This is a genomic window from Nocardiopsis sp. TSRI0078 (assembly GCF_001905145.1).
Taxonomy (GTDB): Bacteria; Actinomycetota; Actinomycetes; order Streptosporangiales; family Streptosporangiaceae; genus Nocardiopsis.
On sequence record NZ_LWLB01000003.1, the window covers coordinates 101,358 to 126,854 of the forward strand.

Consider the following 25,497-nt stretch of genomic DNA (forward strand, 5'->3'; position numbering starts at 1 on the left):
TCCGCTGCCGGCTCCCGCGGGCGGAAGCGCCCGGGCCGAGCAACCGGCCCGACCCCGGCACGGGATCGCCGAACGGATCGCCATCGACGAGGGGGTGTGCGTACGGCCGTCCTCCCTCAGGGGTACCGACACAGCCACCGGTCAAACACGGACCGCCGACGTCCCCGCCCGGGTCCACGCTGGAACCGCGCCACCCGGCCCGTGCACGGAGCCCGGACGGAAGGAGGTTCCAGGGGTATATGTCGACATATCGACAAGCCGGGAGCCTTCCACCCGGGATGGGGCGGTGGACGAACCGGCCTCCCGGTCCTCGCCGCACCGCCGCGCGACCGGGTCCACGGGACCAGACCCCGAACACGCGAAAGGGCCGGTCTCCCCGAACCGTGTGCACTGTGTGCACCGGCCCGGGTCAACCGGCCCTCGCTACCTCTACGGCCCCGTGCCCATCTGGGTGAGCACCGGCCCTGCGCGGTGGAGGAGGGATTTGAACCCTCGAAGGGTTGCCCCTTACCCGCTTTCGAGGCGGGCGCCATCGGCCACTAGGCGACTCCACCGAGAGGAACTCTACCGGATACGACGCTGTGCGAAAAACCGGATGAGGAGATCGGCGCACCGGTCGGCGAGATCCCCGTCCACGAGGTCGGGCGGAAGGACCTCCGGACGGTGGTTGAGCCGGGGGTCGCGGACCGCGTCCCACACCGACCCGACCGCTCCCGCCTTGGCGTCCCGGGCACCGTAGACCAGCCGGTCCACGCGGGAGAGCACCGTCGCGCCCGCGCACATCGTGCAGGGTTCGAGGGTCACCACCAGCGTGCAGCCGCCCAGCCGCCACTCGCCGCGCGTGCGGGCGGCGGCCCGCAGCGCCAGCACCTCGGCGTGGGCGGTGGGGTCGCCGGCCGCCTCGCGCTCGTTGCGCCCCGTTCCCAGGACGGCGCCGTCGGCGTCCACCACCACCGCGCCCACCGGTACGTCACCCGTATCCAGGGCGCGTTCGCCCTCGGCGATCGCCGTACGCAGGGCGGCGTCGAGGACCTCCCGGTCGGTCACAGCCTCATGCCGTCGAGGATCTCGCCGAATCCCGCGCGTTCGGCCACCACCGCGAGGACGTCGCCGGGCAGGACGCCCCCGCCGACCGACAGCGAGCGCAGCTCGTCCTCGGTCACCCCCAGGTCGGTGAGCAGGTCGTCGTCTCCGTCGGGCACGGGGTTGGGCCGGGCCCCGGCGCTCTCGGAGGGCGGTGGCGCGCCCAGTCCTCCGGCCTCGGACAGCACGGAGGCGAGCGGGTGGTCGTGCACCACCCTCGCGTCGGAGAGGTACACGCGCGGCTCTGTGCCGTCGTCATCGGCGCGCACGAGCGCGAACCACTCGTCATCGGCCTCCAGCAGCAGGAGCGCGAGGTCGCCCCCCCGCTCGGCCGCGAAGTCGAGCATCAGGTCGGTGACGTCGTCGATGACGTCCACGTCCCCGAGGTCGACCTCGGTTCCCCGCCACGTCTTCCCGTTGGGAGCGAAGACAGCTGCGAAGATCGACACCGCGTGCTCTCCTGTTCACCGGGATGCTCTGTACTCCAGCAGTCCTTACCCCATACCGTCCAGGACACGCTGAAAGGACTGGGCGAATCCCAGCCGTTCGGACACGCTGGCCAGCACCTCGTCCGGATACAGGTCCAGGTCCCCCGCCAGGGCGCCCAGCTCCATCTCGTCCAGGCCGAGGTCGGCCACGATGGACAGGTCGCCCGCGGGCAGCACCTGGTCGAGGTCGTCGTCGTCCGGCAGGTCGATGTCCAGGTAGTCCAGGACGTCGCGGGCCACCTGCCAGTCCACCGAGGCGGTCACGTCAGAGAGGAACAGGGAGACCTCCTCGCCGTAGACCCGCACGATGATGAAGAAGTCGTCGCCGACCGAGACCAGCCCGAGGGAGCCGCTGATGCTCGGCTGCTGGCGCAGTGCGTGGACCAGGCCCTTGAGATCGTGCGTCAGCTTCGCGGGGAGCAGGTCGACGTCCCAGTACTCCTCTTCCCTGTACGCGACAGCCGCGAAGTCGCCCGAGTCGTCGTCACCATGATCGAGCACTGTCATCGTCACCCCAACCCGGCCGGTGTATCGGTGCGGACGAAGGTACCCCGGATCGTCCGTGCGAGTGCCATGGTAACGATCACTCCGGTACCACCGTGGCCCTTGGTCCGCGTCAGTCCGGACCACGCTCTCACGAGAACCGCTTCCCCGCCTCCCCTCCTGTAATCCCGCGGCACCGCGGAGGGCGCGGCCCGGCCCGCGCCGCGGGTCCGGAACAGGGCGGACGGCACCGGCGCAGGCCCGGGTCCGGTTGGCGGGCGCGGTTAGACTCGGGCTGGCCACCTCCCCAGCCACCGTCCCGTTATCCCAGCTCACCCGGAGAACGCTTTGGAAACCCTGGTCGTCGACCATCCCCTGGTCGCGCACAAGCTGACCACCCTGCGCGACGTGCGGACCGACTCCCCGACCTTCCGGCGCCTGACCGACGAGTTGGTGACCCTGCTCGCCTACGAGGCGACCAGGGACGTCCGAGTGACAGACGTCACCATCGAGACCCCGCTCGTGGAGACCACCGGAACGCAGCTGACGCGTCCGACCCCCCTCGTCGTACCGATCCTGCGTGCGGGGCTGGGCATGCTCGACGGGATGACCCGCCTCCTGCCCACGGCCGAGGTCGGCTTCCTGGGCATGGCCCGTGACGAGACCACGCTCCAGCCCGCCACCTACGCCGACCGGCTGCCGCAGGACCTGTCCGGCCGCCAGTGCTACGTGCTCGACCCGATGCTGGCCACCGGCGGCACCCTGGCCGCCGCGCTCAAGCTCCTGGTGGATCGGGGCGCCGACCACATCACCGCGATCTGCCTGCTCGCCGCGCCCGAGGGCCTGGCCGCCGTCGAGCAGAAGCTGACCCAGACCCTGGACCCCGACCACGGGGCCACCCTGCGCGTGGTGACGGCCGCGGAGGACGAGCGGCTGAACGAGCACGGCTTCATCCTTCCGGGCCTGGGCGACGCGGGCGACCGCCTGTACGGCTGCTCCTGAGCCCCGTATCGCCCCCAGCGCCCGCCGGAGCACCGGTCGGGCGCTTTTTTCGGCTCTTTCGGGCACAGAGTGAATGAACGACCGAAAATCGGGCATACCCCTCGCGGTCCCCGCGTCAGCCCAGGTGGCGTCAGAGCCCGATGTGAACCAGGACACGGCTTTGCGCCAGCCGAATTCATTTTGAGACGAGAACGTAACAGATAGAAGTGATGATGGTTCCTGACCACCCGTAACCGGGAAGACCTGTCGGACCGAAACCGCCCCCCTGGGGTTCAGCCCGCTGACAACGCACGTCCGCCCCTTTCCGACGTGACGCTCCCGCACCCTCCAGCGGCTACTGAAAGACCCTGAACGAACACCCCATGCAACCGCCGTAGCCCCCAAGGAGTGAGATGCCCGAGACGCCCTCCCCCTCGACCACCCGTGACTCCCGCTTCGGCCCGGTCATGTACCGGCTGGCCGAGGAGTTCTCCGGCGTACACCACACCTCCACCGTCACCCGGTGCGTCGACGCCGCGCGGCACGGCGCGGAGGACGTCACCGGCAGGGCCACACCCGAGCTCGTGGAGCGGATCGCCCGCCAGCACCTCCAGGTGCTCGCGCTGGCCTTCGCGGAGCAGAGGTAGCGGATACAGGCGGCACCGAGCGGAGTTTTCGGCTGGCCGACTCCAGCGGCAGAGTTCTGGTCAGCGAATTCTCCGCTTATACCTGCCTATGTCCTAAATGCCCTGACCTGCAGCAAAGCTGAATCACATTCCGGACCACCAATCACTGGGTTACCGACCCCACCGGAACCGGACACAGCCCGCAAGCGCGGAAGGTCCGACATACCGCCACGCCGAGGGTGCGCCCCAGGCTTTACGGGCATGATGGTGAGTGCGACAATCGCTGCTGGGTTGGTGGGTCAGGTGGATTCCAAGGGGAGTCAGTCGTGGCGAAGTTGAAGAAATGGGGCGGATACGCGCTCATCGGTTTCGTAGCGTTCTATCTGCTCACGCAACCGGAAAGCGCCGCAGGGGTGATCCAGAGCGCACTGGGCGGTCTGATGGGTGGCGCGGAGTCGATGTCCCGCTTCGTCAACGCACTGCTGCCGTAGTGGGGATGGTCGGGTGCCATGCGGCTCGTAGCGTCGAGTAACAGCGCTCCAGCGTCGGTCAACCGCTACCTCCTGCCACACGAGCAGGACGTGGTGACCATCCGTCGGCACCCCGCGGTGCTGATCGGACCGGTCGGAGCGGTCCTCGGTGCGCTGATCATCGCCGGGATCCTGAGCAACACCTCGATCGCGGACACCGCGGCCGCGCTGGCGATCATCTGGTGGCTGTGGCTGCTGGTGCTGGTGTGGTTCGTCTGGCAGGTCGCGGAGTGGTCGGTGGACTACTTCGTCATCACGTCGGCGCGGTTGTTGCTGACCCAGGGCCTGATCACGCGGCAGGTGAACATGATGCCGCTGGGCAAGGTCACCGACATGAGGTTCGAGCGGAGCCTGCTGGGCCGCTTCCTCGGTTACGGGACCTTCGTGATGGAGTCCGCCGGTCAGGACCAGGCGCTGAGCAAGATCATGTTCATTCCGTACCCGGAGCAGCTCTACCTGGAGGTCGTGGGGCTCATCTTCAAGGAGTGACCGCGCAAGGCATCCGGCACAGGACATCCGGGCACCCGTCGGGACGGCGGGTGCCCTCTCGTTTCCCCGGGCCCCTCCCGCACGCGGCCCGGGGCCGCGGCGGCGCACCCTCCCTCCGCGCGGACACCGGTTCGCATATCGTTCACCTTCCGTTCACCTTGCTGCGGAGTGACACTCCCCTTTCCCACAATCCGTTTGCCCTCCCTCACGAAGGGCATCGGAACAGAAGGACGTGGGAACACCTGACCCGCGGGAATCCGCACCGAGTGCGCGATGGGACCCGGGCACCCGGTGGAACCGTGCCGCGAGACAAGCGAATTGACTTCAAGGTGAACGTAAGGTTAACTTGGTTCATCTGACACGGAAACGAGGAGGGTCCCATGGCGCGTAGAACGGATCGTGCACCACAGCCCGCTCGCTCCATCACGCCCCGTCGGCGTACCCGCTCCTCAGCCGGGACCCGCCGCCTCGCCGGCCTCGCGGCCGAGCCTGTGCACGTCCCCCGACCGCGTGAGGACGCCGACACCGTTACTTCAGGACACCCGATCATGCACTGGGTGATGGTCACCGACGAGAACGGTCGGAACTGCCCCCAGGCCCGCTGGCTCTAGCCAGGCGGCCCCCGGACGCCCTTCGCCACCCGTGGCGGAGGGCGTCCGGCCGTACGGGCGTCCCCGCGTCGGCCCGCGAGCGACGCGCCCTCCTCCTCACACCGGCGGCACCGCGCCCAGGCGACTCCGAGTCCGGCGACTCCGGTCCCGGCGACTCCGGTCCCGGTGGCTCCGACCCTGGGGGCCCGCCCTCCCGAAGGCTTCGCCCTCTCCGCGGCCCGGACGCGCCGACATCTCTCCTCCTCGCTTTGTCGACAAATCGGCTTGGACATAAAGAGCAATATGGCCATCCTTTACTGAGCACCTCACGCCCGCGGGAACGTGATGTCCGTCTCACGGGGAATCCACTTGCGTTTTCCCGAGACGATACGTACCGTCTTGCACATGAGGCTGTACTTCTTCCTGTAGACCCGCGCCGGACACCGCGTTCGAGCCGCCGGCGGCGCCTTCGCGCCGCACGGCACCGCTCCGCGTGTCCCCTCACCGCGGTCGACACGGCCTCACCGTCCCGTTTCCCAGGTCGGCGCCACCGATGCGCTCCTGTCCGAAACCCGTGACGCATGCGCCCCACCGTCGATTCGCGGTCCCTGCCCGACCACACCGCAGACCGGAGGCGCGCATGCTCACCGCCCGGGTACGAGCACACTCCCAGCTCACCCTCAACGAGATCACCAAACGCTACGACGACCACACCGTTCTCGACGGCGTCACCCTCACCATCAGTCCCGGCGAGCGCGTCGGGGTCATCGGCGACAACGGCTCGGGCAAGAGCACGCTGCTGCGCATGCTCGCCGGTGAGGAGGAACCCTCCAACGGGGAACTCACCGTCCGGGCACCGGGCGGCGTCGGCTACCTGCCCCAGACCCTCGAGGAGGCCGGGGTCGGTACCGGCACCGTCGGCGACGCGATCGACTCCGCCCTGGCGGTGCTGCGCGGCATGGAGGCGCGCCTGCGCGAGGCGGAGTCCGCGCTCGCCTCGGCCTCGCCGAAGGAGCTGGACGCCTACGGCGACCTGCTCGCCGAGTTCGAGGCCCGCGGCGGCTACGACGCCGACGCGCGCGTCGACGCCGGGCTGCACGGGCTGGGCCTTCCCGGGCTGGACCGCGCCCGCCCGCTGAGCACCCTCTCCGGAGGGGAGCGCTCACGTCTGGCCCTGGCCGCGGTGCTGGCGGCCTCGCCCGAGCTGCTCCTGCTCGACGAGCCCACCAACGACCTCGACGACCGCGCGGTCGCCTGGCTGGAGCACCGGCTCCGCCGCCACCGGGGCACGGTCGTCGCCGTCACCCACGACCGGGCCTTCCTGGCCAACGTGACCGACACCGTCCTGGAGGTCGACCACGACCTGCACCGGATCCACCGGTACGGCAACGGATACGACGGGTTCCTGGCCGCGAGGGCCGCGGCGCGGGCCCGGTGGATCCGCGAGTACGAGGAGTGGAGGAACGACCTGGCCAGACAGCGGCGGCTGGCCGAGAACACCGTCGCGGCCCTGCAGGCCATCCCGCGCAGGATGGAGAAGGCCGCGTTCGGCCACGGGGCGTTCAGGATGCGGGGAGCCGCGCACGGCTCCATGAGCCGTATCCGCCAGGCCAAGGAGAGGGTGGCGCGGCTGACGGCGAACCCGGTGCCACCGCCGCCGGTGCCGCTGCGGATGAGCGCGGAGTTCACCGGCTCACCCGGCGAGGAGACCGGCCCGGTCGCCTCGCTGGAGGGGGTCCGGGTCGGCCGCCGGCTCGACGTCCCCTCCCTGGAGCTGGCACGGGGCGCGCGCGTACTGGTCACCGGCCCGAACGGAGCCGGTAAGACCACCCTGCTCCGGGTGCTGTCCGGGGACACGGTCCCCGACGCGGGACGGGTGTCCGTATCCGGCCGGGTCGGCTGCCTGCGCCAGGAGGAGGCTCCCGTCGCCCCCGGCCGGACCGTGCTCCAGGCCTACGCGTCGGGACGCCCCGGCGCCGCGGAGGACCACCGCGGCGAACTGGCCTCGCTCGGCCTGTTCCGGCTCCGTGAGCTGGACCAGCCGGTGGAGTCGCTCTCGGTCGGCCAGCGCCGCAGGATCGAGGTCGCCCGGCTGGCCTCGGGCGTGTACGACCTGTTACTGCTCGACGAGCCGACCAACCACCTCTCCCCCGGCCTGGTGGAGGAGTTGGAGGAGGCGTTGGCGCGCTACGAGGGGGCCCTGGTGATCGTCAGCCACGACCGCAGGACGCGCGAGCGCTTCACCGGGCGCCGCCTGGAGCTACGGGAGGGGACCGTCGTCGGCGACTCGGCGTGACGTGTCCATAGCGATTTGTCGACAAATCGGCTTGACCATAAACAGCAAAATCCCCTGACCGATATTGGGGCCCGTCGTGTTCGCCACGGCGGGCCCCGCCGCGCGGACCGCCTACCCGGGCGCCATGTCGACGAAGCGGCTGTAGTGGCCCTGGAAGGCCACGGTCACGTCCGCCGTGGGGCCGTTGCGGTGCTTGGCCACGATGATGTCGGCCTCGCCGGCGCGCGGCGACTCCTTGTCGTGCACGTCCTCGCGGTAGAGCAGGATGACCATGTCCGCGTCCTGCTCGATCGAACCGCTCTCACGGAGGTCGGACACCTGCGGGCGTTTGTCGGTGCGCTGCTCGGGACCGCGGTTGAGCTGGGAGAGCGCCACCACGGGGACCTCCAGCTCCTTGGCCAGGAGCTTGAGGGAACGGGACATCTCCGAGACCTCCTGCTGGCGGCTCTCCACCCGGCCGGGTGAGCTCATCAGCTGGAGGTAGTCGACGATGACCAGCTTGAGGTCGTGCTGCTGCTTGAGCCTTCGGCACTTGGCCCGGATCTCCATCATCGACATGTTCGGGGAGTCGTCGATGAACAGGGGTGCGTTGGCCACCTCGCCCATGCGTCTGGCCAGGCGTGTCCAGTCCTCGTCGGTCATGAGGCCCGAGCGCATGGTGTGCAGGGGCACGCGCGCCTCCGCCGAGAGCAGGCGCATGACGATCTCGTTGCGCCCCATCTCCAGGCTGAAGAAGACCGAGGTCATGTCGTTCTTGATGGACGCCGCACGCGCGAAGTCCAGGGCCAGCGTACTTTTGCCCACCGCGGGACGGGCGGCGATGATGACCATCTGACCGGGGTGGAGGCCGTTGGTGAGGGCGTCGAAGTCGGCGAAGCCGGTGGGCACGCCGGTCAGGGTGCCGTCGTGGGCGCCGATCGCCTCGATCTCGTCCAGGGCGCCGGGCATGATGTCGGCCAGCGCGAGGTAGTCCTCACCGGTGCGCTTCTCCGCGACCTTGTAGATCTCGGCCTGGGCGTGGTCGACCAGGTCGTCCACCTCGCCGTCGCCGGCGTAGCCGATCTGCGCGATGCGGGTGCCCACCTCGACCAGGCGGCGCAGGATCGCGCGGTCGGAGACGATCTTGGCGTAGTAGCCCGCGTTGGCGGCGGTCGGGATGGCCTCGGTGAGGGTGTGCAGGTAGAGGGCGCCGCCCGCCCGCGCGGCCTCGCCGCGCTTGGTCAGCTCGGCGTTGACCGAGATGGCGTCCACGGGCTCGCCGCGGGAGAAGAGGTCGACGATGCTGTCGTAGATGATCTGGTGCGCGGGCCGGTAGAAGTCCGCCGATCGGATGATCTCCACGACCTGGGTGATGGCGTCCTTGGACAGGAGCATGCCGCCGAGCACGCTCTGCTCGGCCTGGATGTCGTGGGGTGGGGTGCGATCGTATCCGCCGTACCCGCCTTCTTCAGGTGGCTGCTCAGCGACACTCACGAACGCTCTCCCCAGGACGGTGTTCGGACGGGCCCGGGCACGGGCCGACCCCTCCAGGATGCCCCATGCCCGACGTCGGGGACGCCTTCCCCGGAGGTTGTGGACACGTCCCTTACCACCATGTCCGGTGCCTCGCAGGGCATTGCGAACATAGGTTGTGCACATCACCTGTGGATAACTTTGCCGCGACCCTCACATAAGGCCACTGACCTGGGGAAACATGGCACGTGGGCAGGGTGTGCAAGATGCCTCACAGGACGTGTTTCCACAAGTTATCCACAGGCTTCGGCGGGGGTGTGGAAAACTCCACATCCGCGTAGAACGCGTGTCCGATACTGTGACTGTGCCATGCCACAACTCCTTTCGGCCGTCCCCTTCCGGCACCGCCACGACCGCGAGATCTTCGCCCTGGCGATCCCGACGTTCTTCGCCCTCATCAGCGAACCCCTGTTCCTGCTCACCGACTCCGCGATCGTCGGCACCCTGGGCACCCAGGCTCTGGGCGGCCTCGGTGTGGCCGGACAGGTCCTTCTCACGCTGGTGGCCGTCTGCGTCTTCCTCGCCTACGGCACCACCGCGGCGGTCGCCCGCAAGTTCGGCGCGGGTGACATCCCCGGCGGGGTCCGCGACGGCGTGGACGGCATGTGGCTCGCGGCCTTGCTGGGCGCCGCCGCCGTCGCGATCGGCTGGCCGCTGGGCCCGCTGCTGGTGGACGCGCTGGGCGCCTCCGCGGACGTGGCTCCACACGCCCTGACCTACCTGCGGATCAGCCTGCTCAGCACGCCGTTCCTCCTCGTCGTCATGGCGGGCACCGGCGTGCTGCGCGGACTGCAGGACGCGCGTACGCCGCTGCTGGTGGCGGTCGCCTCCTACGTCGGCAACGCGGCGCTGTGCGCGGTGTTCGTGCTGGTCCTGGACTGGGGCATCGCGGGTTCGGCCTGGTCGACGGTGATCGCCCAGGGCGCGGGCGCGTTCTGGTACGCGGCGATGGTCGTCCGCGCCGCCCGCCGTGAGGGCGTGTCCCTCGCGCCCACCGCGGCGGGGTTGCGCGCCTCGGCCTCGGCGGGGTTCGCGCTGTTCCTGCGCAGCGTGTCAATGCGCGTGGTGGCGCTGGTGACCACGGCGGTGGCGGCCCGGCTCGGCGACGCCTCGATCGCCGCGCACCAGGTGAGCTACAACATCTGGGCCCTGCTGGTGTTCGCCATGGACGCGATCGCCATCGCCGGGCAGTCGATCGTGGGCCGCTACCTGGGCGCCGCGGACGTCCGGGGCACCCGCGACGCCACGCGGCGCATGGTGGAGTGGGGCGTGATGCTGGGCCTGGTGTTCACGGCGGTGGTGTTCCTGGTGATGCCGTGGGCGTGGATCCCGTTCACCTCCGACCCCGAGGTGCGCGTCCTCATCACGGCCTCGCTGGTGGTGGTCGCCCTCCTGCAGCCGCTGAGCGGGGTGACCATGGTGCTGGACGGCGTCCTGATGGGAGCCGGCGACCAGCGCTACCTCGCGTGGGCGTCCCTGTGGACGATGCTGGCCTTCCTGCCCTTCGCCCTGGTCCTGCCGTGGCTGGCGGACGGTTCCGTGTGGGGCCTGGTGGGTCTGTGGACCGCCTTCGCGGTGTGGATCCTCGCCCGCGCGCTCACCCTGGGCGCCCGGGCCCGGGGCACGGCGTGGCTGGTCACCGGCGCGAGCCGGCCCTGAGGCCGGGGCCCGCCACGGCACGGCCGTGACGGGCCCGCCGACCGCGCGGGTAGGCCGATGCCCGGTCGTTCACGTCCCGGTCACGGGGACGCGTCCCGGCCTCCGAGCGTGGGTCCGTGGTAGAAGACCGCCGCCCGTTCGGCCTGGGGAACCGCGGGGTAGGTGGGCAGCTCCTCCAGGGACAGCTGGGTGCCCGCCACCGCGCTCAGGTGCCTGAGCTGCTCCTGCACCCTCTTCCCCACGTTCTTCCGCAGCCGCGGGAGCAGCGCGTAGAGCCTGTCGCCGGGGCAGCCCGTCGTGTTGAAGTCGCGGTGTCCGACGATCGCCTTGTCCGGTTCCAGCCGGTACACCAGGCACAGCCAGGCGCAGGTGTCCGTCAGCGAGTCCATCAGGGTCCTCGGCGGGGACGCCGAGTCGTAGGTGCCCTCGTTCTCGATCCCGAGGGTGTGTCCGTTGTGGTTGGCGGTGTGCGCGCCGACCACATGGTGTCCGGCGCCGACGGCCCGCAGGGTCTGGTCGCGGCCCTCCATGATGTGCCCGCCCCGGCTGATGGTGAGCTGCTGTCCGATGTCACTCCACCCGTTGCTGTCCATGTGATGGCGCTGGATGGCGCGTGACAGCGCCGCCGCGTGCGAGGCCGAGACGTCGGACGCGTTCGCCGTGGCGGTGTGGTGCACGACGATGTGCGTGGGCGCCCGGCCCAGGACGTCGATCTTGTTCTTCGGGTTGCGGGCGCCCCAGTCGGAGCGCGTGTACACCTTGGGTCTGGCGGCCGCGAAGGCCCCGCCCGGCGTGGAGATTCCCATCATCCCGCCGAGGACCACTCCTCCGGCGGTGAGGGCGGTCGCTCGCAGGACGGTCCTGCGGTCCACCTGTGTGTGTCGGCCCGACTCGTCTCTTCTTTCCTCGTTCATCGGTCTGCCGTCCTCTCCGTGCGGGGTGGCGCAATATACGACACCAACACAGAGAACACGATAGATTACAAAGGGTGACCAAAGGGTTGCCTGGAGGGTCAGGCGTGTCAGGAGGTATCCACCCATTGCGGAAACCGGCCCCGGAAAGGACGGGGCCGAGGAGGAACGGGGACCGGCGGAGCCGGAAACAGCGGGGCCCCGCCTCCTCCGGGGAGGAGACGGGGCCCGACGTGTCGGCCGCCCGGTCAGGCGCCGACGACGTCCAGCTTGATCGTCGCGGAGACCTCGGGGTGCAGGCGGACCTGGACCTTGTGGCTTCCGACCGACTTGATCGGGTTCTTGATCTCGATCCGGCGCTTGTCCAGCTCGGGACCGCCGGTGGCCTTGACGGCCTCGGCGACGTCCGCGGGCGTGACCGAGCCGAACAGGCGGCCACCCGCGCCGGCGCGCTGCTTGAGGCGCACGGTGAGCGCGTTGACCCTGCCCGCGACCTGCTGGGCCTCGTCCAGGCTGCGGATGTCACGCGCGGAACGCGCGCGCTGGATCAGGTCGATCTGCTTCTGGCCGCCGCGCGTCCACCGGATGGCGAACCCGCGGGGCAGCAGGTAGTTGCGGCCGTAGCCGTTCTTCACCTCGACGACATCGCCGGGGGCTCCGAGACCGTTGACCTCGTGGGTCAAAATCAGCTTCACGACAAAAACCTCCCTCGATATCGCCGTTAGCGAGCGCTGCTGGTGTAGGGCAGCAGGGCCACCTCGCGCGCGTTCTTGATCGCGGTCGCGACGTCGCGCTGGTGCTGGGTGCAGTTACCCGTGACGCGGCGGGCACGGATCTTGCCGCGCTCGGAGATGAACTTGCGGAGAAGCGTGGTGTCCTTGTAGTCGATGTAGGACTGCTTCTCCTGGCAGAAGAGGCAAACCTTCTTCTTGGGCTTGCGCGCTGCCGGCTTCGCCATCGTGGTGCTCCTTCGCAAGAGCCCCGGGGTCCACCCGGGGATGGGCTGGGACATGTGGAAAACGACCTGGCGCCTCTGGACGCCGGGCCGGGTACTGCTACCGGCCGACTAGAACGGAGGCTCGTCGGAGAAGCCTCCGCCACCGCCACCGCCGAAACCGCCGCCGCCGTTGGTCGCCCACGGGTCGTCGGCCGGGGGACCGCTGCGGCTTCCGCCGCCCTGCGGGCCGCCGAAGCCGCCGCCCTGGTTCCCGTAGCCGCCACCCTGGGGCTGGCCGCCGCCGAAACCGCCGCCACCGCCGAAGCCGCCGCCCTGGCGCTGCGTCTTGGTCACCTTGGCGGTGGCGCTGCGCAGGGCCGGGCCGACCTCGTCGACGTCGATCTCGAAGACGGTCCGCTTCTCACCCTCGCGGGTCTCGTACGAACGCTGCTTCAGGCGACCCTGCACGATGACGCGCATGCCGCGCTGGAGGCTCTCGGCCACGTTCTCCGCGTACTGCCGCCAGACGGTGCACGTGAGGAACATGGACTCGCCGTCCTTCCACTCCCCCGACTGACGGTCGAAGGTGCGGGGCGTCGAGGCCACACGGAAGTTGGCGACCGCGGCTCCACTGGGCGTGAAGCGCAGTTCAGGGTCGTCGACCAGGTTGCCGACGAGCGTGATCTGGGTTTCGCCTGCCATGGCTGGGCTCCGGTTCGAGGTAGTCGGGTCAGGCGGTTTCGCCTGCTCCCCCGATCATCCGTGCCACCAGTGACATAACGGATGGTCGGGGTCGGGGGTGCGCGACGGTGCCGCCTAGTGGACCTCGGGGCGGAGCACCTTGGTGCGGAGCACGGCCTCGGCGAGGCCGAGCTGACGGTCCAGCTCCTTGACCGTGGCGGGCTCGGCGCTCAGGTCGACCACCGCGTAGATGCCCTCGGAGTTCTTGTCGATGTCGTAGGCCAGGCGGCGCTTGCCCCAGATGTCGACCTTCTCGACCGAGCCGCCGTCGTTGCGGACGACGCCCAGGAAGTTCTCCAGCGACGGGGCGACGGTGCGCTCGTCGAGGTTGGGGTCGAGGATGACCATGATTTCGTAACGACGCATAGGCGTACGTTCCTCCTCTGGACTGTTGCGGCCATGGAATCTCCATGGCAGGAGGGCAGGAGCCCGCGGTGGATACCGCGCCTCGGGCGGGTGCCGACGGGCTCAGAGCCATACGGGAGCCAAGATTACCAGCAGGCGCGCACCACCCGGTGCCGCATGTGGACGGCCCCACACGTGCGAGGGGCCGGTGCGCTCCTCTCGCGCACCGGCCCCTACCGCCTCATCGGAAGCCGTGTCAGTCCTCGCGGCTCAGGACGACCTTCCTGTTGGACTCACTCCCGCCGCCGGAGTTCGACCTGAGGAGGCCTCCGTCGCCCTCCTCACCCTGGTCGCCCCCCGTCGTGGGACCGTCGGTCGGCTCGGTGGACTCGCAGTGCTCGGGCGCGTTCGGGCGCTGGCACTCCTGCGGGCCCCCAGGGCCCGGGCTCTCCTCGCACTCCGGCTCCCACCATCCGCCACAGGGCTCGGGATCGGTCGGCTCGTCCGACGCGCACTCCTGGCCCTGCTGGTCGCCCGGGCGCTCGGGGTCGCAGTCGGTCGCGCTCTCCTGGTCGGAGGGCTCGTCCGAGGGCTCCTCGCTGACCTCGTCGCTGGGCTCGGCGCTCGGGCTCGGCGTGGGCACGAAGCTCTGCTCCGTACCGACGTACTTCGGCGGCGGGAACTGCCCCGGCTGGACGCCCTCCATGGCGGTCATCATGAACTCGCGCCACACCTTGGCCGAGGTGGTGCCACCGAAGATCTGGTCCGCGGTCTGGCCGTCGAACTGCAGGGGGTCGTTGGCGTCCTTGCGGCTCAGGCCGACCGCCGCGACCAACTGCGGCGTGTAGCCCACGAACCACGCGGAGACCGCGTCCGTGGAGGTACCGGTCTTGCCCGCGACGGGGTGGCCGGGCAGCGCGGCTTCGGTGCCGCCCCCGTTCTCGACCACCTGGGTCATGGCGTAGGTCACGTCGGCGGCCACGTCCTCGGAGAGCACCTGTTCGCCGCTCTCGAGCTTGTCGGCGTCGTCGGGCGGGATGACCTCGCCGTCGGCCGTCCGCAGCTCGGTGACCATGTGCGCCGGACGGTGCTTCCCCCCGGCGGCGAAGGTCGAGTAGCCGGTGGCCTGGTCCAGCGTGCTCACCTGGTGGGTGCCCAGTGCGACCAGGGGTCCCTGGGTGGACGTGGTGGTCTGCTCCTCGTCCACCCCCGCCCTGACCGCGAGGGCGTCCACGTTCGCCGCGCCCAGCTCCGACGCCAGCTTGACGAAGGGGGTGTTGATCGAGTCCGCGGTGGACCTGACCAGGTCGACGTCCCCGTAGCTTCTGCCGCCGGCGTTCTTGACCTCGTCCGCCAGGCCGGGGAACTCCTGGGGGGAGTCGCCGTCGAACGTGCTCCTGAGGCTGATGTCGTTCTCGAGCGCCGTGGCGAGCACGTACGGCTTGTAGGACGAGCCCGCCTGCGTCCGGTGGACCAGCGAGTTGTTGACGTCCTCGACCACGCTGTCGCCTCCGTGGAAGGCGATGATCTCCCCCGTGGCGGGGTCGATGGCGGTCAGGCCCATCATCGTGTCCTCGGGCGTGTCCGGCAGGACGCCGAAGGAGTTGCGCGCGGCGTCCATGAGCTCGGGGTCCAGCGAGGTGTGCACGACGAGGCCCTTGGTGGCGATGTCAGCGTCGGTGATGCCCGATCCGGCGTAGCGCTCCTTGATCTCGTCGATGACCGCCTGGCGCACGTAGCCGAACTTGGGGTCGGGCTCCTGCTCCTCCCCCTCCGCCCCGGCGCCGTACGGGACGAGCTCGGGGATCTCCAGGGCCTCGGCCTTCTCCCGGGGCAGGCCGAGGCCGGGGTCCTCCTCGTGCATGAGCGCGAGCTGCTCCTGCATGTAGGGCCAGCGCTCGTCCTTCAGGTACTTCTCGGTCCACTCGCCCATCTCGCCCTCGAAGTTGCTGGGCATCTGGATGATGAGGCCGAGGAAGGCGCCCTCCGCGTCGTTCAGCTCGCCCACGCTCTTGTCGAAGTAGGCCCGGGAGGCCATCTCGATACCCGAGGCGCCGCGGCCGAAGTAGATGGTGTTGAGGTAGGTCTCCAGGATCTTCTCGTGGCTCATCTGCTGGTTGAGCTTGATGGCGATGAAGATCTCGCGGACCTTGCGGATGTACCTGTTACTCGATTCCAGGTCGCTGTAGTAGTTGCGGGCCATCTGCTGGGTGATGGTGGAGCCGCCGCCGGCCTCGCCGCCCGAGACGACGGCGCGCGCGATACCGCTGACGCTGATGCCGGGGTCGGTGAAGAAGGTGCGCTGCTCGGCGGCGAGCACCCCGTTGATGACCGACGGCGGGATGTCGTCGTACTTGACCTCGATGCGCTGGACGTCGCCCGTGGTGACCGCGACCTCGGGCTGTTCGTCGCCCTCCGCCGCCCACATGATCTGGGTGGCGGACATCTGGGTCTCCGCCTTCTCGTCCAGGTCCCTGACGTCGGGCGCCTGGGCGTACATGATCGCGAAGGCGGCCACGCCGCCGATGACCATCAGGCCGAAGGTGACCAGGGCGGGCTTCCACGCCTTGGACAGGAAGCGCTTGATCCAGGGGCGGTCGTCCGGCTCCTCGTCGCCGCGTCCGCGGCGGCGGCCACCGCCGCCCCTGCCTCCCGCGCCGCCCGCGGCGCGGGTGCCGCGTCCCGGGGCGCGGCGGCCCTCGGAGCGTGCGGCGTTCTCCCGGTCCCGGCCGCGGTCGCGGGGGTCGCGCGGCCCGCCGCCCGCCGCCCTGCGGCGGCCGCGGGGGTCCTCGGCCGGGCGTCGGCGCTGTCCCTCCGGGCGGCGCGCGCGCTCGCCCTCGGGACGGCGGCGGGGGCGCTCACCGTCCTGGGGGCGGCGGGGGCGCTCGCCCTCGGGACGGCGGCGGGGGTAGTCCTCACCCTGGGGCCGCCTGGGGCGCTCGCCCTCGGGGCGGCGGCGCGGAGGCTCGCCGTCGGGACGGCGACGTGCGCCGCGGCCCTCGGAACGCATCTCCTGCTCGGGGGGGCGGCTGCGCCTCGGGCGCTCGGGTCCCGCTCCGTCTCCCCAGAACCCGCCCTCGGCATCCGCGCGGCGGCGTCCACCGGCACGTTCGTCCCGGGCAGGGCCGCCGGCCCTGCGCCGTCCGCCGTTGCCGCGTGGACCGTCGACCGGGCCCTCGGCCCGGCGACGGTCGCCCTCGGCGTTCCGTCGTCGTTCGGTACTCACGTGGTCCTCGATTGCCTCTCACGGCCGGTCGGCCTGACGATTCCTTGGTGGAAACGGGGGGACGGTCCCCCTGGGGGATCGGTGGTCCGCGACCTGTTCCTCGCGGTGACCGGCGTGGAGCGGCCCTGGGTGGCCGCGTCCACCGTTCTGCCTGTCGTTCAAGGCTTGATAAAAGGACGCCCAGGGGAGGGCGGGGGTTTTCAACAGGTCGCGAAGACGTTAGCCGCTTCTTCCTCCTGTCACTGGCCTGCGGAAGCACAGCCCTCGTCGCTGCTCCGCACCGACGGAACACCGCCGCGGCAGGGACCGGGTCCGGGGGCTCTACCGGCTACGCACGCAAATCACAGGTCACGTTAGAGCGATCGAACGGTATAGCACAACCCACGCGCGAGGTTATCGCGCGTCATGGGACACCTGGTCCCGACTGACCGGGAATCGCCCGTAGCGCCAGTTCAGCACGGAGGAACCGAACGGTGGTAGGCAGTTCCGGACGCACCCGCCCGTCGAACACCGCCCGCATCGGGGCAGGTGGGGCGGATGTGTGAGATTTTTCCTGCCGTACCCCCGGGGTTCACGCCCGCGACCGGCGGGGAGGGCGGGTCCGGCGCTTCCGCGCCGGCGGCCTGACATGCGGAGCCGCAAGCGGTCGGAGATAGAGTCAGAGCTGAACAAAACAGCCAGACATGCACGTTCCCCCCTTGCGTTCCCCGGGCAGGTGGAGGGGACCGCCTTCGAAGGCGTCCGTTGAGGACGGTGAGGGGCGACGGAGGGCAGGGCCGCGCCGAAAGCGTCCGTCGAGGACGGCGGAGGGCGACGGTAGGAAGGAAACCGCGCCGAAGGCGTCCGTCGAGGACGGCGGAGGGCGACGGTAGGAAGGAAACCGCGCCGAAGGCGTCCGTCGAGGACGGCGGAGGGCGACGGGTGGGAACAGAAACGCCGTGTGCGCTGCTGACCACATACGGGAAGCGAACGCGGGACGACGAGAACCCCCGTACCGCCGTCGGCGCGGGACCGGTCGTCGCGCGCCGCGGGATCCATGTTCGCGAAGAAGAAGGAGCAAGGACCAATGGGTTCGGTACGTGTAGCCGTCGTGGGCGTCGGCAACTGTGCGGCGTCGCTCGTCCAGGGCGTGCACTACTACAAGGACGCCAACCCCGAGTCCCGGGTACCCGGCCTCATGCATGTGCAGTTCGGCCCGTATCACGTGAGCGACATCGAGTTCGTCGCCGCCTTCGACGTGGACGCCAAGAAGGTCGGCCACGACCTGGCCGACGCCATCAAGGCCAGCGAGAACAACACCATCAAGATCTGCGACGTGCCGCCGACCGGCGTCACGGTCATGCGCGGTCCGACCTACGACGGGCTGGGCAAGTACTACCGCGAGATCATCCAGGAGTCCCCCGAGGACGCGGTGGACGTGGTCGCCGCCCTCAAGGCCAGCGAGGCCGACGTCCTCGTCTCCTACCTCCCGGTGGGCTCCGAGGAGGCCGACAAGTTCTACGCCCAGTGCGCGATCGACGCGGGTGTGGCCTTCGTCAACGCCCTTCCGGTGTTCATCGCCTCCGACCCCGAGTGGGCCGACAAGTTCGCCCGTGCCGGCGTGCCGATCGTCGGCGACGACATCAAGTCGCAGATCGGCGCGACCATCACCCACCGGGTGCTGTCCAAGCTGTTCGAGGACCGCGGTGTGATCGTGGACCGCACGTACCAGCTCAACTTCGGCGGCAACATGGACTTCAAGAACATGTTGGAGCGCGAGCGCCTGGAGTCCAAGAAGATCTCCAAGACGCAGTCGGTCACCTCCCAGATCCCGCACGAGCTGAAGGCGGGCTCGGTGCACATCGGCCCGTCGGACCACGTGCCGTGGCTGGACGACCGCAAGTGGGCCTACATCCGGCTGGAGGGCCGCGCGTTCGGCGACGTGCCGCTGAACCTGGAGTACAAGCTGGAGGTGTGGGACTCCCCCAACTCCGCGGGCATCATCATCGACGCGGTCCGCGCGGCGAAGATCGCCAAGGACCGCGGGATCGGCGGTCCGATCCTGGAGCCCTCCTCCTACTTCATGAAGTCCCCGCCCGTGCAGTACAGCGACTCCGAGGCGCACGCCAAGGTCGAGAGCTTCATCGCGGGCGAGTAGCGCGCCCGAGGGGTGCGGCGGTCCCGGTCGGGGGTCGTGGACCGCCGCTGTCCGAGGCCGTCGCGGCGCGGGCACGTCCTACCCTGGTGACGTGTCCTTCTTCGGCGATCTGCGCGCGGTCCTCCAGGGGGCCCGGTTCCGCCGGCTGTTCGGTACCCGGCTGGCCTCGCAGTTCTCCGACGGGGTCTACCAGGCCGGGCTGGCCGGTTTCGTCTTCTTCAACCCCGAGCAGCACACCAGCGCCGGGGCCGTCGCGGCGGCCTTCGCGGTGCTGCTCCTGCCGTTCTCGGTGGTGGCGCCGTTCGCCGGGGTCCTGATCGACCGGTGGCCCCGCCGCCAGGTCCTGCTGCTGTCCTCCCTGTCCAAGGCCCTGCTCGCGGCGGTGAGCGCGCTCCTGGTGTCGGACGGGGAGGGCCCGGCCTTCTTCGTCGCCGCGCTCCTGGTGCTGAGCGTCAACCGCTTCTTCCTGTCCGGGCTGTCCGCCGGGCTGCCGTACGTGGTGCCCCGGGAGAGGCTGATGATGGCCAACGCGGTGACGCCGACCAGCGGCACCGCGGCGAGCTTCCTCGGCGCCGGGACCGGCGCCGCGATCGGCCTGTGGGGCGGCGACGACGCCCTGGGGACCGGGGTCATCCTGTTCGTCGCCGCGCTCGGCTTCACCGGTGCCGCGCTGGTCTCCCTGGCGCTGGGGTACCGGGAGCTGGGACCGCACCTGGAACGGGAGCCCGAGGAGGTCCGCGCGGCCGTCGGCGACGTGGTGCGGGGCATGGTGTCGGGGGTACGGCACATCTGGGCGCGACCCGCTCCCCGCGACGCGCTGGCCACGATCGGCGGCCACCGGGTGCTGTTCGGGATCTCCACGCTGGTGACGCTGCTGCTGTACAACAACACGTTCACCGAGGGCGGCGTGGCCGGACTGGCCGGTTTCTCGGTGGCGATGGGCATGTCCGGGGCGGGGTTCCTCCTCGGCGCGGTGGCCACTCCGTGGGCGACCGCCCGGATGGCGCCGGGGACGTGGATCGCCCTGCAGCTGGCGGCGGCGTCCGCGGTCCTGCTGGTGTTCGGGCTGCCCTTCGACCCCGCGCTGTTCCCGGTGGCGGCGTTCGCACTGGGTTTCGTCTCCCAGGGAGTGAAGGTCACGGTCGACACGTTGGTTCAGCGACATGTCGACGACGCGTTCCGGGGACGGGTGTTCTCGGTGTACGACGTGCTGTTCAACGCCACGTTCGTGCTGGGCGCGGCGCTGTCGACCGTGCTGGTACCGCCCTCGGGTACCGGCTCCGCCGTGGTCGCCGCGATGGCCGCCGCCTACCTGGCGATGGGCGTCGCATGGGTCGTCCGGGGGCGCCGCGCCCCCGAGCCCGAGCCCGAGGCGGAGCGGGAGGCGGCGTAGCGACAGGTCGACAGGTCGACGAGACGACAGGTCACTCCGTCGACTCGCGGTAGACCTCCATACCGCGCGACCGGTAGTTGGCGAGGGCGTGCTCACCGTCCAGGGTGCAGGTGTGCACCCACACCCGCCGGATGGGTTCGCGGTCCGGGTGGCGCTGCGCCAGGTCCCAGGCGCGCCGCAGGGCCAGGGTGAGCATGTGGCCGCCCAGGCCTTGGCCCATGAAGTCCGGCAGGAGCCCGAAGTAGGCCACCTCCACCTCGCCGTCGGCCTGGCCGTCGAGCTCGGCGTAGCCCGCCGGGGTGCCGCGCTGGTACAGGACCCAGGTCTCGCGCCCGGGGTGCGCCACCCACTCACGCCACTGGTCGAGGCTCCAGGGCAGGCGGTCGGTCCACTCCCACCCGTCACCGACCTCGCGGTACAGGAACCGGCTGAACCGGGGGCTGGGGATCTCGACGCGGACGAACCGTACGTCCCCGGCGGGCTCGCGCGCGGGCCGCAGGCCGGCGGGATCGGTGGACTCCAGGTACCAGGTGGTGACGGGCATGGCCCCCATCATCCCAGTCCGTTCTCCCCGGCCACCGGGCGGCCGGCCCTCACAGGTGCTCGGCGGCCCAGGTGCGCAGCTCCTCGGTCGCGGCCTCCTTGCCCATCGGCCCGTTCTCCAGGCGCAGCTCCAGCAGGAAGCGGTACGCGCGGCCGACCACGGGCCCCGGTCCGACCCCCAGGATCTCCTGGATCTCGTTGCCGTCCAGGTCCGGGCGGACGCGGTTCAGCTCCTCCTGCTCGGCGAGCTTCTCGATGCGCCGCTCGATGTCGTCGTAGGAGCGCGACAGCGCCGCCGCCTTGCGCCGGTTGCGTGTGGTGCAGTCGGCCCGGGTGAGGATGTGCAGCCGCTCCAGCTGGGATCCGGCGTCGCGGGCGTAGCGGCGCACGGCGGAGTCGGTCCACTCCCCCTTGCCGTACCCGTGGAACCTCAGGTGCAGGCCGACCAGGGTGCTGACGTCGGACACCACGTCCTTGGAGAAGCGCAGGGCGGTGAGCCTCTTGCGGCTCATGGAGGCGCCCACCACCTCGTGGTGGTGGAAGGTCACCCGGCCGCCGGACTCGAAGGCGCGCGTCTTGGGCTTGCCGACATCGTGCAGCAGTGCGGCCAGGCGCAGCACCAGGTCGGGCTCGTGGCCCCGCTTCGCCTCCAGCTCGACGGCCTGGTCCAGGACGGTGAGCGAGTGCTCGTACACGTCCTTGTGCCGGTGGTGCTCGTCGATCTCCAGCCGCAGCTTGGGGATCTCCGGGAGCACGTGCTCGGCGATGCCCAGGTCCACCATCAGCTCGACGCCGCGGCGCGCGTTCGGACTGAGCATCAGCTTGGTCAGCTCGTCGCGCACGCGCTCGGCGGAGACGATGGAGAGCCGGTCGGCCATGTCCCGGGCGGCCTCGGCGACCTCGGGGGCCAGGGTGAAGCCGAGCTGGGCGGCGAAGCGGACCGCGCGCATGATGCGCAGCGGGTCGTCGCTGAAGGAGTCCTCCGGCCTGCCGGGGGTGCGCAGCACCTTCGCCCGCAGGTCGGCCAGGCCGCCGAACGGGTCGACGAACTCCAGGCCCGGCAGGCGCACCGCCATGGCGTTGACGGTGAAGTCGCGCCGCAGCAGGTCGTCGTGGATGTCGGTGCCGTAGGCCACCTCGGGCTTGCGCGACTTGGGCGAGTAGGCCTCGGTGCGGTAGGTGGTGACCTCCAGCTGGAGGCCCTTCTTGCGCAGCCCCACGGTGCCGAAGTCGATGCCGACGGTCCACACGGCGTCGGCCCAGCCGTCCACGAGCTCCAGGATGCGCTGGGGCACCGCGTCGGTGGTCAGGTCGACGTCGTTGGACGGCCTGCCGAGGAGCGCGTCGCGCACCGGCCCGCCGACGAGGGCGAGCTGCTGGTCGTGCGCGGCGAAGCGTTCGCCGAGCTCCTCCGAGACGACCGGGAAGGAGTCGGCCAACGCCGTGATCGCCGCCCGCTGCGCACCGGTCGTCTCCCCCGGTCCCCGGGCCGCCTCGGCGCCCTGCGTCTGGGCGGTGTCGCTCTCATGCGAAAACTCTGTGTTCGGCACACCACGAGGGTAGGCGGCGCCCGAAGCAAACCGCGAATCGTCTCCCCCGGGCGGAACCGCGCCGTATACGGGCGCGGCCCTGGTGGATCCCGCCGTCCGGTGAGAGAGTGGGCTCCCGCCACGCGCCGCACGGCGGCCCGACCCGCGGTACGGGGAAGACGGTATCTTCGGGTGGAGTGGTAGGACGCCCCGGTTGCGCCGCGTCCACCCGGCCCGCGTACGCAGTGTGCGCCGTGCGGGAACTTTTCGTCCGTCTCCTCCACCGCAGCCCCGGTGGGACGGATCCCTGGACCCGAATCAGGAAACCGGTCAAGCGTTGCGTCGATTTGCCTCCGCGACGGTGGTCATGGCCATGACCACCGCGCTGCTTCCGATACCGGCCGCGCCCGCGTACGCGGATCCCGAGAACGACGGGTCGGCCGAGCCCCTCGTCGTCGAGCGCGTCACGCCGGACGCCGCCGACGAGGACAGCACCCTGCGCGTCACGGGCGAGGTGACCAACACCACCTCCGAGAGCATCCGCGACGTCACCGTGCGGATCCGCTACTCGAAGCACCCCTTCACCGACCGCGAGGAGCTGGACGAGTTCGCCTCGGGCGGGGGATGGCAGCCCAACGCCCCGGGACCGGAAGAGGACGTCGCCGGGGAACTGCCGCCCGAAGACACCGAGGAGTACTCCCTGAGCGTGCCGGTCGAGGACCTGGAGCTGCCCTCCTACGGCGTGTACCCCCTGGTCGTCGAGGCGGTGGACGGCGGCGGGGACGTCGTCGGCGCCCAGTACACCTTCCTCCCCTACACGGGCGGGAAGGACGACGACGTGCCCTCCGTCGGCATCGCCTGGGTGTGGCCGCTGATGGCGCGGCCCCAGCGCGCGGACGAGGACACCTTCCTCAGTGACGACCTGCACGGTTCCGTCGCCGCCGACGGGCGCCTGGGCCGCCTGCTGGCCGCGGGCGCGCAGACTCCGCTGTCCTTCGAGGCCGGTGACGAGGACCTGGCCGAGGTGCTCGGCCTCAACGGGGGTTCCGAGGAGCCGTCCGAGGCGTCGCCCGGAGGCGGGAACGCCACCGCGGAGGAGACCGCCGAGGCCCTGCCCACCGAGGAGGCCACCGAGGGCGGAGAGGCGGACGGGGAGGAAGAGGACGGCTCCCAGAAGGAGCCGGAGGGCTCCGAAGGCGACGAGGGCGTCCCCCTCACCTGGGCGGTCGACCCCGGCACGCTCGACGACATCCTGCGCATGGCCAGCGCCGACCACGAGGTCCTGGAGGACCTCCTCACCGTGCCCGCCGAGGGCGGGCCGGTCCGGCACGAGGCCGGGGTGAGCGAGGCCGCCCAGGTGTGGCTGCGCGAGGCGCGCGGCGTGCTGGCCGGGGACAGCGTGGTGGCCACCCCCTACGCCAACAGCGACCTGGCCTCCCTGCTGCGCAACGACATGGACGCCGACGCCGAGGCCTCCCTCCGGGTCGCCCAGGAGGCGGTCCTGCGGACGCTGGAGCTGGAGGTGGACGAGACCTTCGCCCTGCCCCCGAACGGCCTGATGGACGAAAGCGTCTACGACCTGCTCGCCGCGCACGGCGCCACCCGCTTCCTGCTGGACGAGAGGGCCATGCCCGCGGCCTCCTGGACGTCCACGACCCCCGGCGCGCAGGCCCCGCTGCCCGCGTCGGAGACCGAGTCCACGGAGGAGCCGTTCGCGCTGGTCTCCGACTCCGGGATCACCGACGTGCTGTCCATGCCCACCCAGGGGCCCGGCCAGTCCGAGCTCGCCCTCCAGCGCTTCGCCGCCGAGACCGCGATGATCGCGGGCGAGGACGCCGGGGGCGGCCGGGTGGTCGTCGCCTCACCGGACCCGGGGTGGAACCCCGGCCAGGAGTTCGCGCAGGGTGTGCTGGCCGCCTCCGACGAGCTGCCGTGGCTGTCGCCGAAGCCGCTGGACGGGATCGGGCCGCCCGACTCCGGGGAGGGCGAGGACACCCGCCGTCCCCTCGCCTACCCCGACGGCGCGTACGAGAGGGAGCTCAGCTCCACCTACCTGGACCAGGTCCAGGACGTGGGCCGCGACGTGCGCCTGTTCAACAGCATCCTGGTCGACGACAGCGACCCGTTCCGCCCGGCGCTGCTGCGCCTGGAGTCGGTGTACTGGCGGGAGGAGGAGGCCCTGGCGGGCGCCACCCGGTCCCTGGTCGTGGAGACGGTGCGGGACCGTACGAACGACGTGCGCGTCATCCCCGGCGAGCCGGTCACCCTGGCCAGCCGGACCGGGACCACCGGCATCCTGGTCGCCAACGACCTGGAGGACGAGGCCGTCTACGTGCACCTGTCGGTCTTCTCGGAGAACTCCGAGCGGCTGAGCGTCGGCGAGTACAACCACTCCTTCGAGATCGCGCCCGGCGCCAAGACCACGGTGTACGTGCCCCTGTCGGCGCGGATCAACGGCCGCACGGTCCTGAACGTGAGCCTGCAGAACGCCGAGGGCGAGCCGATCAGCCAGGAGACCGAGATCCCGGTGAACGCCACCGGCCTGGGCACGCAGGCGCTGCTCATCAGCGGTATCGGCCTGCTGATCCTGATCGTCGCGCTGGCTCCGCGCGCGCTGCGCAAGTGGGCGCGCAGGAGGTCGCGGTCCGGCGCCCCCGCCGGGGAGGCCCCGGACGGCGGCGCCTCGGACCAGGACTCGCCGGACCAGGACGGCCAGGACTCCGGCGGCGAGGCCCCGGAGGGGACCCCGAACGACTCCCCGGAGGAGGCCGGCGGGGCCGAGCAGGACGGAGGCGCCCCGGAGTCCGGGACCCCGGACCCGGACTCGCCGGACCAGGACGGCCAGGACTCCGCCGCGGTGTCCGAGGGGGACCACGCGGAGCGGAACCCGGGCGGCGGGGGGAAGTGACCCCGCGCCCCGACTGACCGGTGGGTGACAAGGCCCCTTACCGACAGGACGCCATGTCGACACACCCGCACGTCTCCACGCCGGTACACA

General features: G+C 70.8%; 22 protein-coding genes and 1 tRNA gene. 10 read left to right on the forward strand and 13 right to left on the reverse strand.

Translation table 11 applies throughout. From position 1 onward, the window contains the following. Positions 1–469 precede the first annotated feature (469 nt). The 4 genes from A6A08_RS05195 to A6A08_RS05210 form a co-directional block, all read right to left on the reverse strand. Positions 470–554 (reverse strand) — tRNA-Ser (locus A6A08_RS05195). Positions 555–564: 10 nt separating this feature from the next. Further along, complete coding sequence (locus A6A08_RS05200; protein WP_073701370.1) at positions 565–1,047, reverse strand: nucleoside deaminase; 483 nt, start codon at positions 1,045–1,047, stop codon at positions 565–567. Next, the gene (locus A6A08_RS05205; protein WP_073701371.1) at positions 1,044–1,532 is read right to left on the reverse strand and encodes a tRNA adenosine deaminase-associated protein; all 489 of its coding nucleotides are present in this window, start codon (positions 1,530–1,532) and stop codon (positions 1,044–1,046) included. The genes A6A08_RS05200 and A6A08_RS05205 overlap by 4 nt, the downstream gene beginning before the upstream one ends. Before the next feature lie 45 nt (positions 1,533–1,577). After that, the gene (locus tag A6A08_RS05210; protein WP_073701372.1) at positions 1,578–2,078 is read right to left on the reverse strand and encodes a tRNA adenosine deaminase-associated protein; all 501 of its coding nucleotides are present in this window, start codon (positions 2,076–2,078) and stop codon (positions 1,578–1,580) included. Positions 2,079–2,402: 324 nt separating this feature from the next. On the opposite strand from A6A08_RS05210, the gene upp reads away from it, so the two are divergent. The 6 genes from upp to A6A08_RS05235 all read left to right on the forward strand — a co-directional run bounded on the left by upp (position 2,403) and on the right by A6A08_RS05235 (position 7,566). Further along, entirely contained in the window at positions 2,403–3,056 is a 654-nt protein-coding gene (gene upp, locus A6A08_RS05215; protein ID WP_073701373.1) for a uracil phosphoribosyltransferase, read from the forward strand. 392 nt (positions 3,057–3,448) lie between these two features. Further along, on the forward strand, positions 3,449–3,682 hold the full coding sequence (locus tag A6A08_RS05220) for a hypothetical protein (RefSeq protein ID WP_073701374.1): 234 nt from the start codon (positions 3,449–3,451) through the stop codon (positions 3,680–3,682). Between the two features lie 305 nt (positions 3,683–3,987). Then, positions 3,988–4,152 carry a hypothetical protein gene (locus A6A08_RS28135; RefSeq protein WP_170293704.1) on the forward strand — a complete coding sequence of 55 codons (165 nt, stop codon included), beginning with the start codon at positions 3,988–3,990 and terminating at the stop codon, positions 4,150–4,152. A gap of 18 nt (positions 4,153–4,170) precedes the next feature. Further along, positions 4,171–4,680 (forward strand): PH domain-containing protein, encoded by a 510-nt coding sequence (locus tag A6A08_RS05225; RefSeq protein WP_073701375.1) that lies wholly within the window; start codon positions 4,171–4,173, stop codon positions 4,678–4,680. A gap of 380 nt (positions 4,681–5,060) precedes the next feature. Then, positions 5,061–5,291, forward strand: coding sequence for a hypothetical protein (locus tag A6A08_RS05230; RefSeq protein WP_073701376.1), 231 nt, complete (start codon positions 5,061–5,063; stop codon positions 5,289–5,291). Between the two features lie 619 nt (positions 5,292–5,910). Continuing rightward, a complete protein-coding gene (locus A6A08_RS05235) occupies positions 5,911–7,566 on the forward strand; it encodes a TlrC/CarA/OleB/SrmB family ABC-F type ribosomal protection protein (protein WP_073701377.1) in 1,656 nt (551 codons plus the stop codon). Positions 7,567–7,677: 111 nt separating this feature from the next. Here A6A08_RS05235 and dnaB read toward each other — a convergent pair whose 3' ends face one another. Further along, positions 7,678–9,039 carry a replicative DNA helicase gene (dnaB, locus tag A6A08_RS05240; RefSeq protein ID WP_073701378.1) on the reverse strand — a complete coding sequence of 454 codons (1,362 nt, stop codon included), beginning with the start codon at positions 9,037–9,039 and terminating at the stop codon, positions 7,678–7,680. Positions 9,040–9,387: 348 nt separating this feature from the next. On the opposite strand from dnaB, the gene A6A08_RS05245 reads away from it, so the two are divergent. Then, positions 9,388–10,737, forward strand: coding sequence for an MATE family efflux transporter (locus tag A6A08_RS05245; protein ID WP_073701379.1), 1,350 nt, complete (start codon positions 9,388–9,390; stop codon positions 10,735–10,737). An 80-nt stretch (positions 10,738–10,817) separates the two neighbouring features. Here A6A08_RS05245 and A6A08_RS05250 read toward each other — a convergent pair whose 3' ends face one another. From A6A08_RS05250 to A6A08_RS05275, 6 genes are all read right to left on the reverse strand, one after another. After that, entirely contained in the window at positions 10,818–11,651 is an 834-nt protein-coding gene (locus tag A6A08_RS05250) for a peptidoglycan recognition family protein (protein ID WP_073701380.1), read from the reverse strand. 245 nt (positions 11,652–11,896) lie between these two features. Then, complete coding sequence (gene rplI / locus A6A08_RS05255; protein ID WP_073701381.1) at positions 11,897–12,343, reverse strand: 50S ribosomal protein L9; 447 nt, start codon at positions 12,341–12,343, stop codon at positions 11,897–11,899. Positions 12,344–12,369: 26 nt separating this feature from the next. Then, positions 12,370–12,606 carry a 30S ribosomal protein S18 gene (gene rpsR / locus A6A08_RS05260; RefSeq protein ID WP_017570272.1) on the reverse strand — a complete coding sequence of 79 codons (237 nt, stop codon included), beginning with the start codon at positions 12,604–12,606 and terminating at the stop codon, positions 12,370–12,372. A gap of 108 nt (positions 12,607–12,714) precedes the next feature. Further along, a complete protein-coding gene (locus A6A08_RS05265) occupies positions 12,715–13,287 on the reverse strand; it encodes a single-stranded DNA-binding protein (protein ID WP_073701382.1) in 573 nt (190 codons plus the stop codon). A gap of 114 nt (positions 13,288–13,401) precedes the next feature. Further along, entirely contained in the window at positions 13,402–13,692 is a 291-nt protein-coding gene (gene rpsF, locus A6A08_RS05270; protein WP_073701383.1) for a 30S ribosomal protein S6, read from the reverse strand. A gap of 235 nt (positions 13,693–13,927) precedes the next feature. Further along, positions 13,928–16,897, reverse strand: coding sequence for a transglycosylase domain-containing protein (locus A6A08_RS05275; protein WP_073701384.1), 2,970 nt, complete (start codon positions 16,895–16,897; stop codon positions 13,928–13,930). Positions 16,898–17,963: 1,066 nt separating this feature from the next. Between A6A08_RS05275 and A6A08_RS05280 the strand changes: the two genes are divergently transcribed. Further along, positions 17,964–19,034, forward strand: coding sequence for an inositol-3-phosphate synthase (locus tag A6A08_RS05280; protein ID WP_073701385.1), 1,071 nt, complete (start codon positions 17,964–17,966; stop codon positions 19,032–19,034). A gap of 91 nt (positions 19,035–19,125) precedes the next feature. Beyond that, positions 19,126–20,427: an MFS transporter gene (locus tag A6A08_RS05285; protein ID WP_073701386.1), complete on the forward strand. Its 1,302-nt coding sequence runs from the start codon at positions 19,126–19,128 to the stop codon at positions 20,425–20,427. Positions 20,428–20,458: 31 nt separating this feature from the next. Here the strand turns inward: A6A08_RS05285 and A6A08_RS05290 are convergent, their stop codons facing one another. Both A6A08_RS05290 and A6A08_RS05295 read right to left on the reverse strand, forming a co-directional pair. Further along, positions 20,459–20,971, reverse strand: a complete 513-nt coding sequence (locus A6A08_RS05290; protein WP_073701466.1) for a GNAT family N-acetyltransferase — start codon at positions 20,969–20,971, stop codon at positions 20,459–20,461. Between the two features lie 49 nt (positions 20,972–21,020). After that, positions 21,021–22,520, reverse strand: coding sequence for a CCA tRNA nucleotidyltransferase (locus A6A08_RS05295; RefSeq protein ID WP_073701387.1), 1,500 nt, complete (start codon positions 22,518–22,520; stop codon positions 21,021–21,023). 346 nt (positions 22,521–22,866) lie between these two features. On the opposite strand from A6A08_RS05295, the gene A6A08_RS05300 reads away from it, so the two are divergent. Then, the gene (locus tag A6A08_RS05300) at positions 22,867–25,407 is read left to right on the forward strand and encodes a DUF6049 family protein (RefSeq protein ID WP_073701388.1); all 2,541 of its coding nucleotides are present in this window, start codon (positions 22,867–22,869) and stop codon (positions 25,405–25,407) included. Positions 25,408–25,497 lie beyond the last annotated feature (90 nt).

Coding starts and splice junctions, on each gene's coding strand:
- A6A08_RS05210 (WP_073701372.1), bottom strand. CDS start 2,078: ATGACAGTGCTCGATCATGGTGACGACGACTCGGGCGACTTCGCGGCT.
- A6A08_RS05245 (WP_073701379.1), top strand. CDS start 9,388: ATGCCACAACTCCTTTCGGCCGTCCCCTTCCGGCACCGCCACGACCGC.
- A6A08_RS05220 (WP_073701374.1), top strand. CDS start 3,449: ATGCCCGAGACGCCCTCCCCCTCGACCACCCGTGACTCCCGCTTCGGC.
- A6A08_RS05280 (WP_073701385.1), top strand. CDS start 17,964: ATGGGTTCGGTACGTGTAGCCGTCGTGGGCGTCGGCAACTGTGCGGCG.
- A6A08_RS05225 (WP_073701375.1), top strand. CDS start 4,171: ATGCGGCTCGTAGCGTCGAGTAACAGCGCTCCAGCGTCGGTCAACCGC.
- A6A08_RS05290 (WP_073701466.1), bottom strand. CDS start 20,971: ATGCCCGTCACCACCTGGTACCTGGAGTCCACCGATCCCGCCGGCCTG.
- A6A08_RS05300 (WP_073701388.1), top strand. CDS start 22,867: ATGGCCATGACCACCGCGCTGCTTCCGATACCGGCCGCGCCCGCGTAC.
- rpsR (WP_017570272.1), bottom strand. CDS start 12,606: ATGGCGAAGCCGGCAGCGCGCAAGCCCAAGAAGAAGGTTTGCCTCTTC.
- A6A08_RS05235 (WP_073701377.1), top strand. CDS start 5,911: ATGCTCACCGCCCGGGTACGAGCACACTCCCAGCTCACCCTCAACGAG.
- A6A08_RS05230 (WP_073701376.1), top strand. CDS start 5,061: ATGGCGCGTAGAACGGATCGTGCACCACAGCCCGCTCGCTCCATCACG.
- A6A08_RS05265 (WP_073701382.1), bottom strand. CDS start 13,287: ATGGCAGGCGAAACCCAGATCACGCTCGTCGGCAACCTGGTCGACGAC.
- A6A08_RS05250 (WP_073701380.1), bottom strand. CDS start 11,651: ATGAACGAGGAAAGAAGAGACGAGTCGGGCCGACACACACAGGTGGAC.
- rpsF (WP_073701383.1), bottom strand. CDS start 13,692: ATGCGTCGTTACGAAATCATGGTCATCCTCGACCCCAACCTCGACGAG.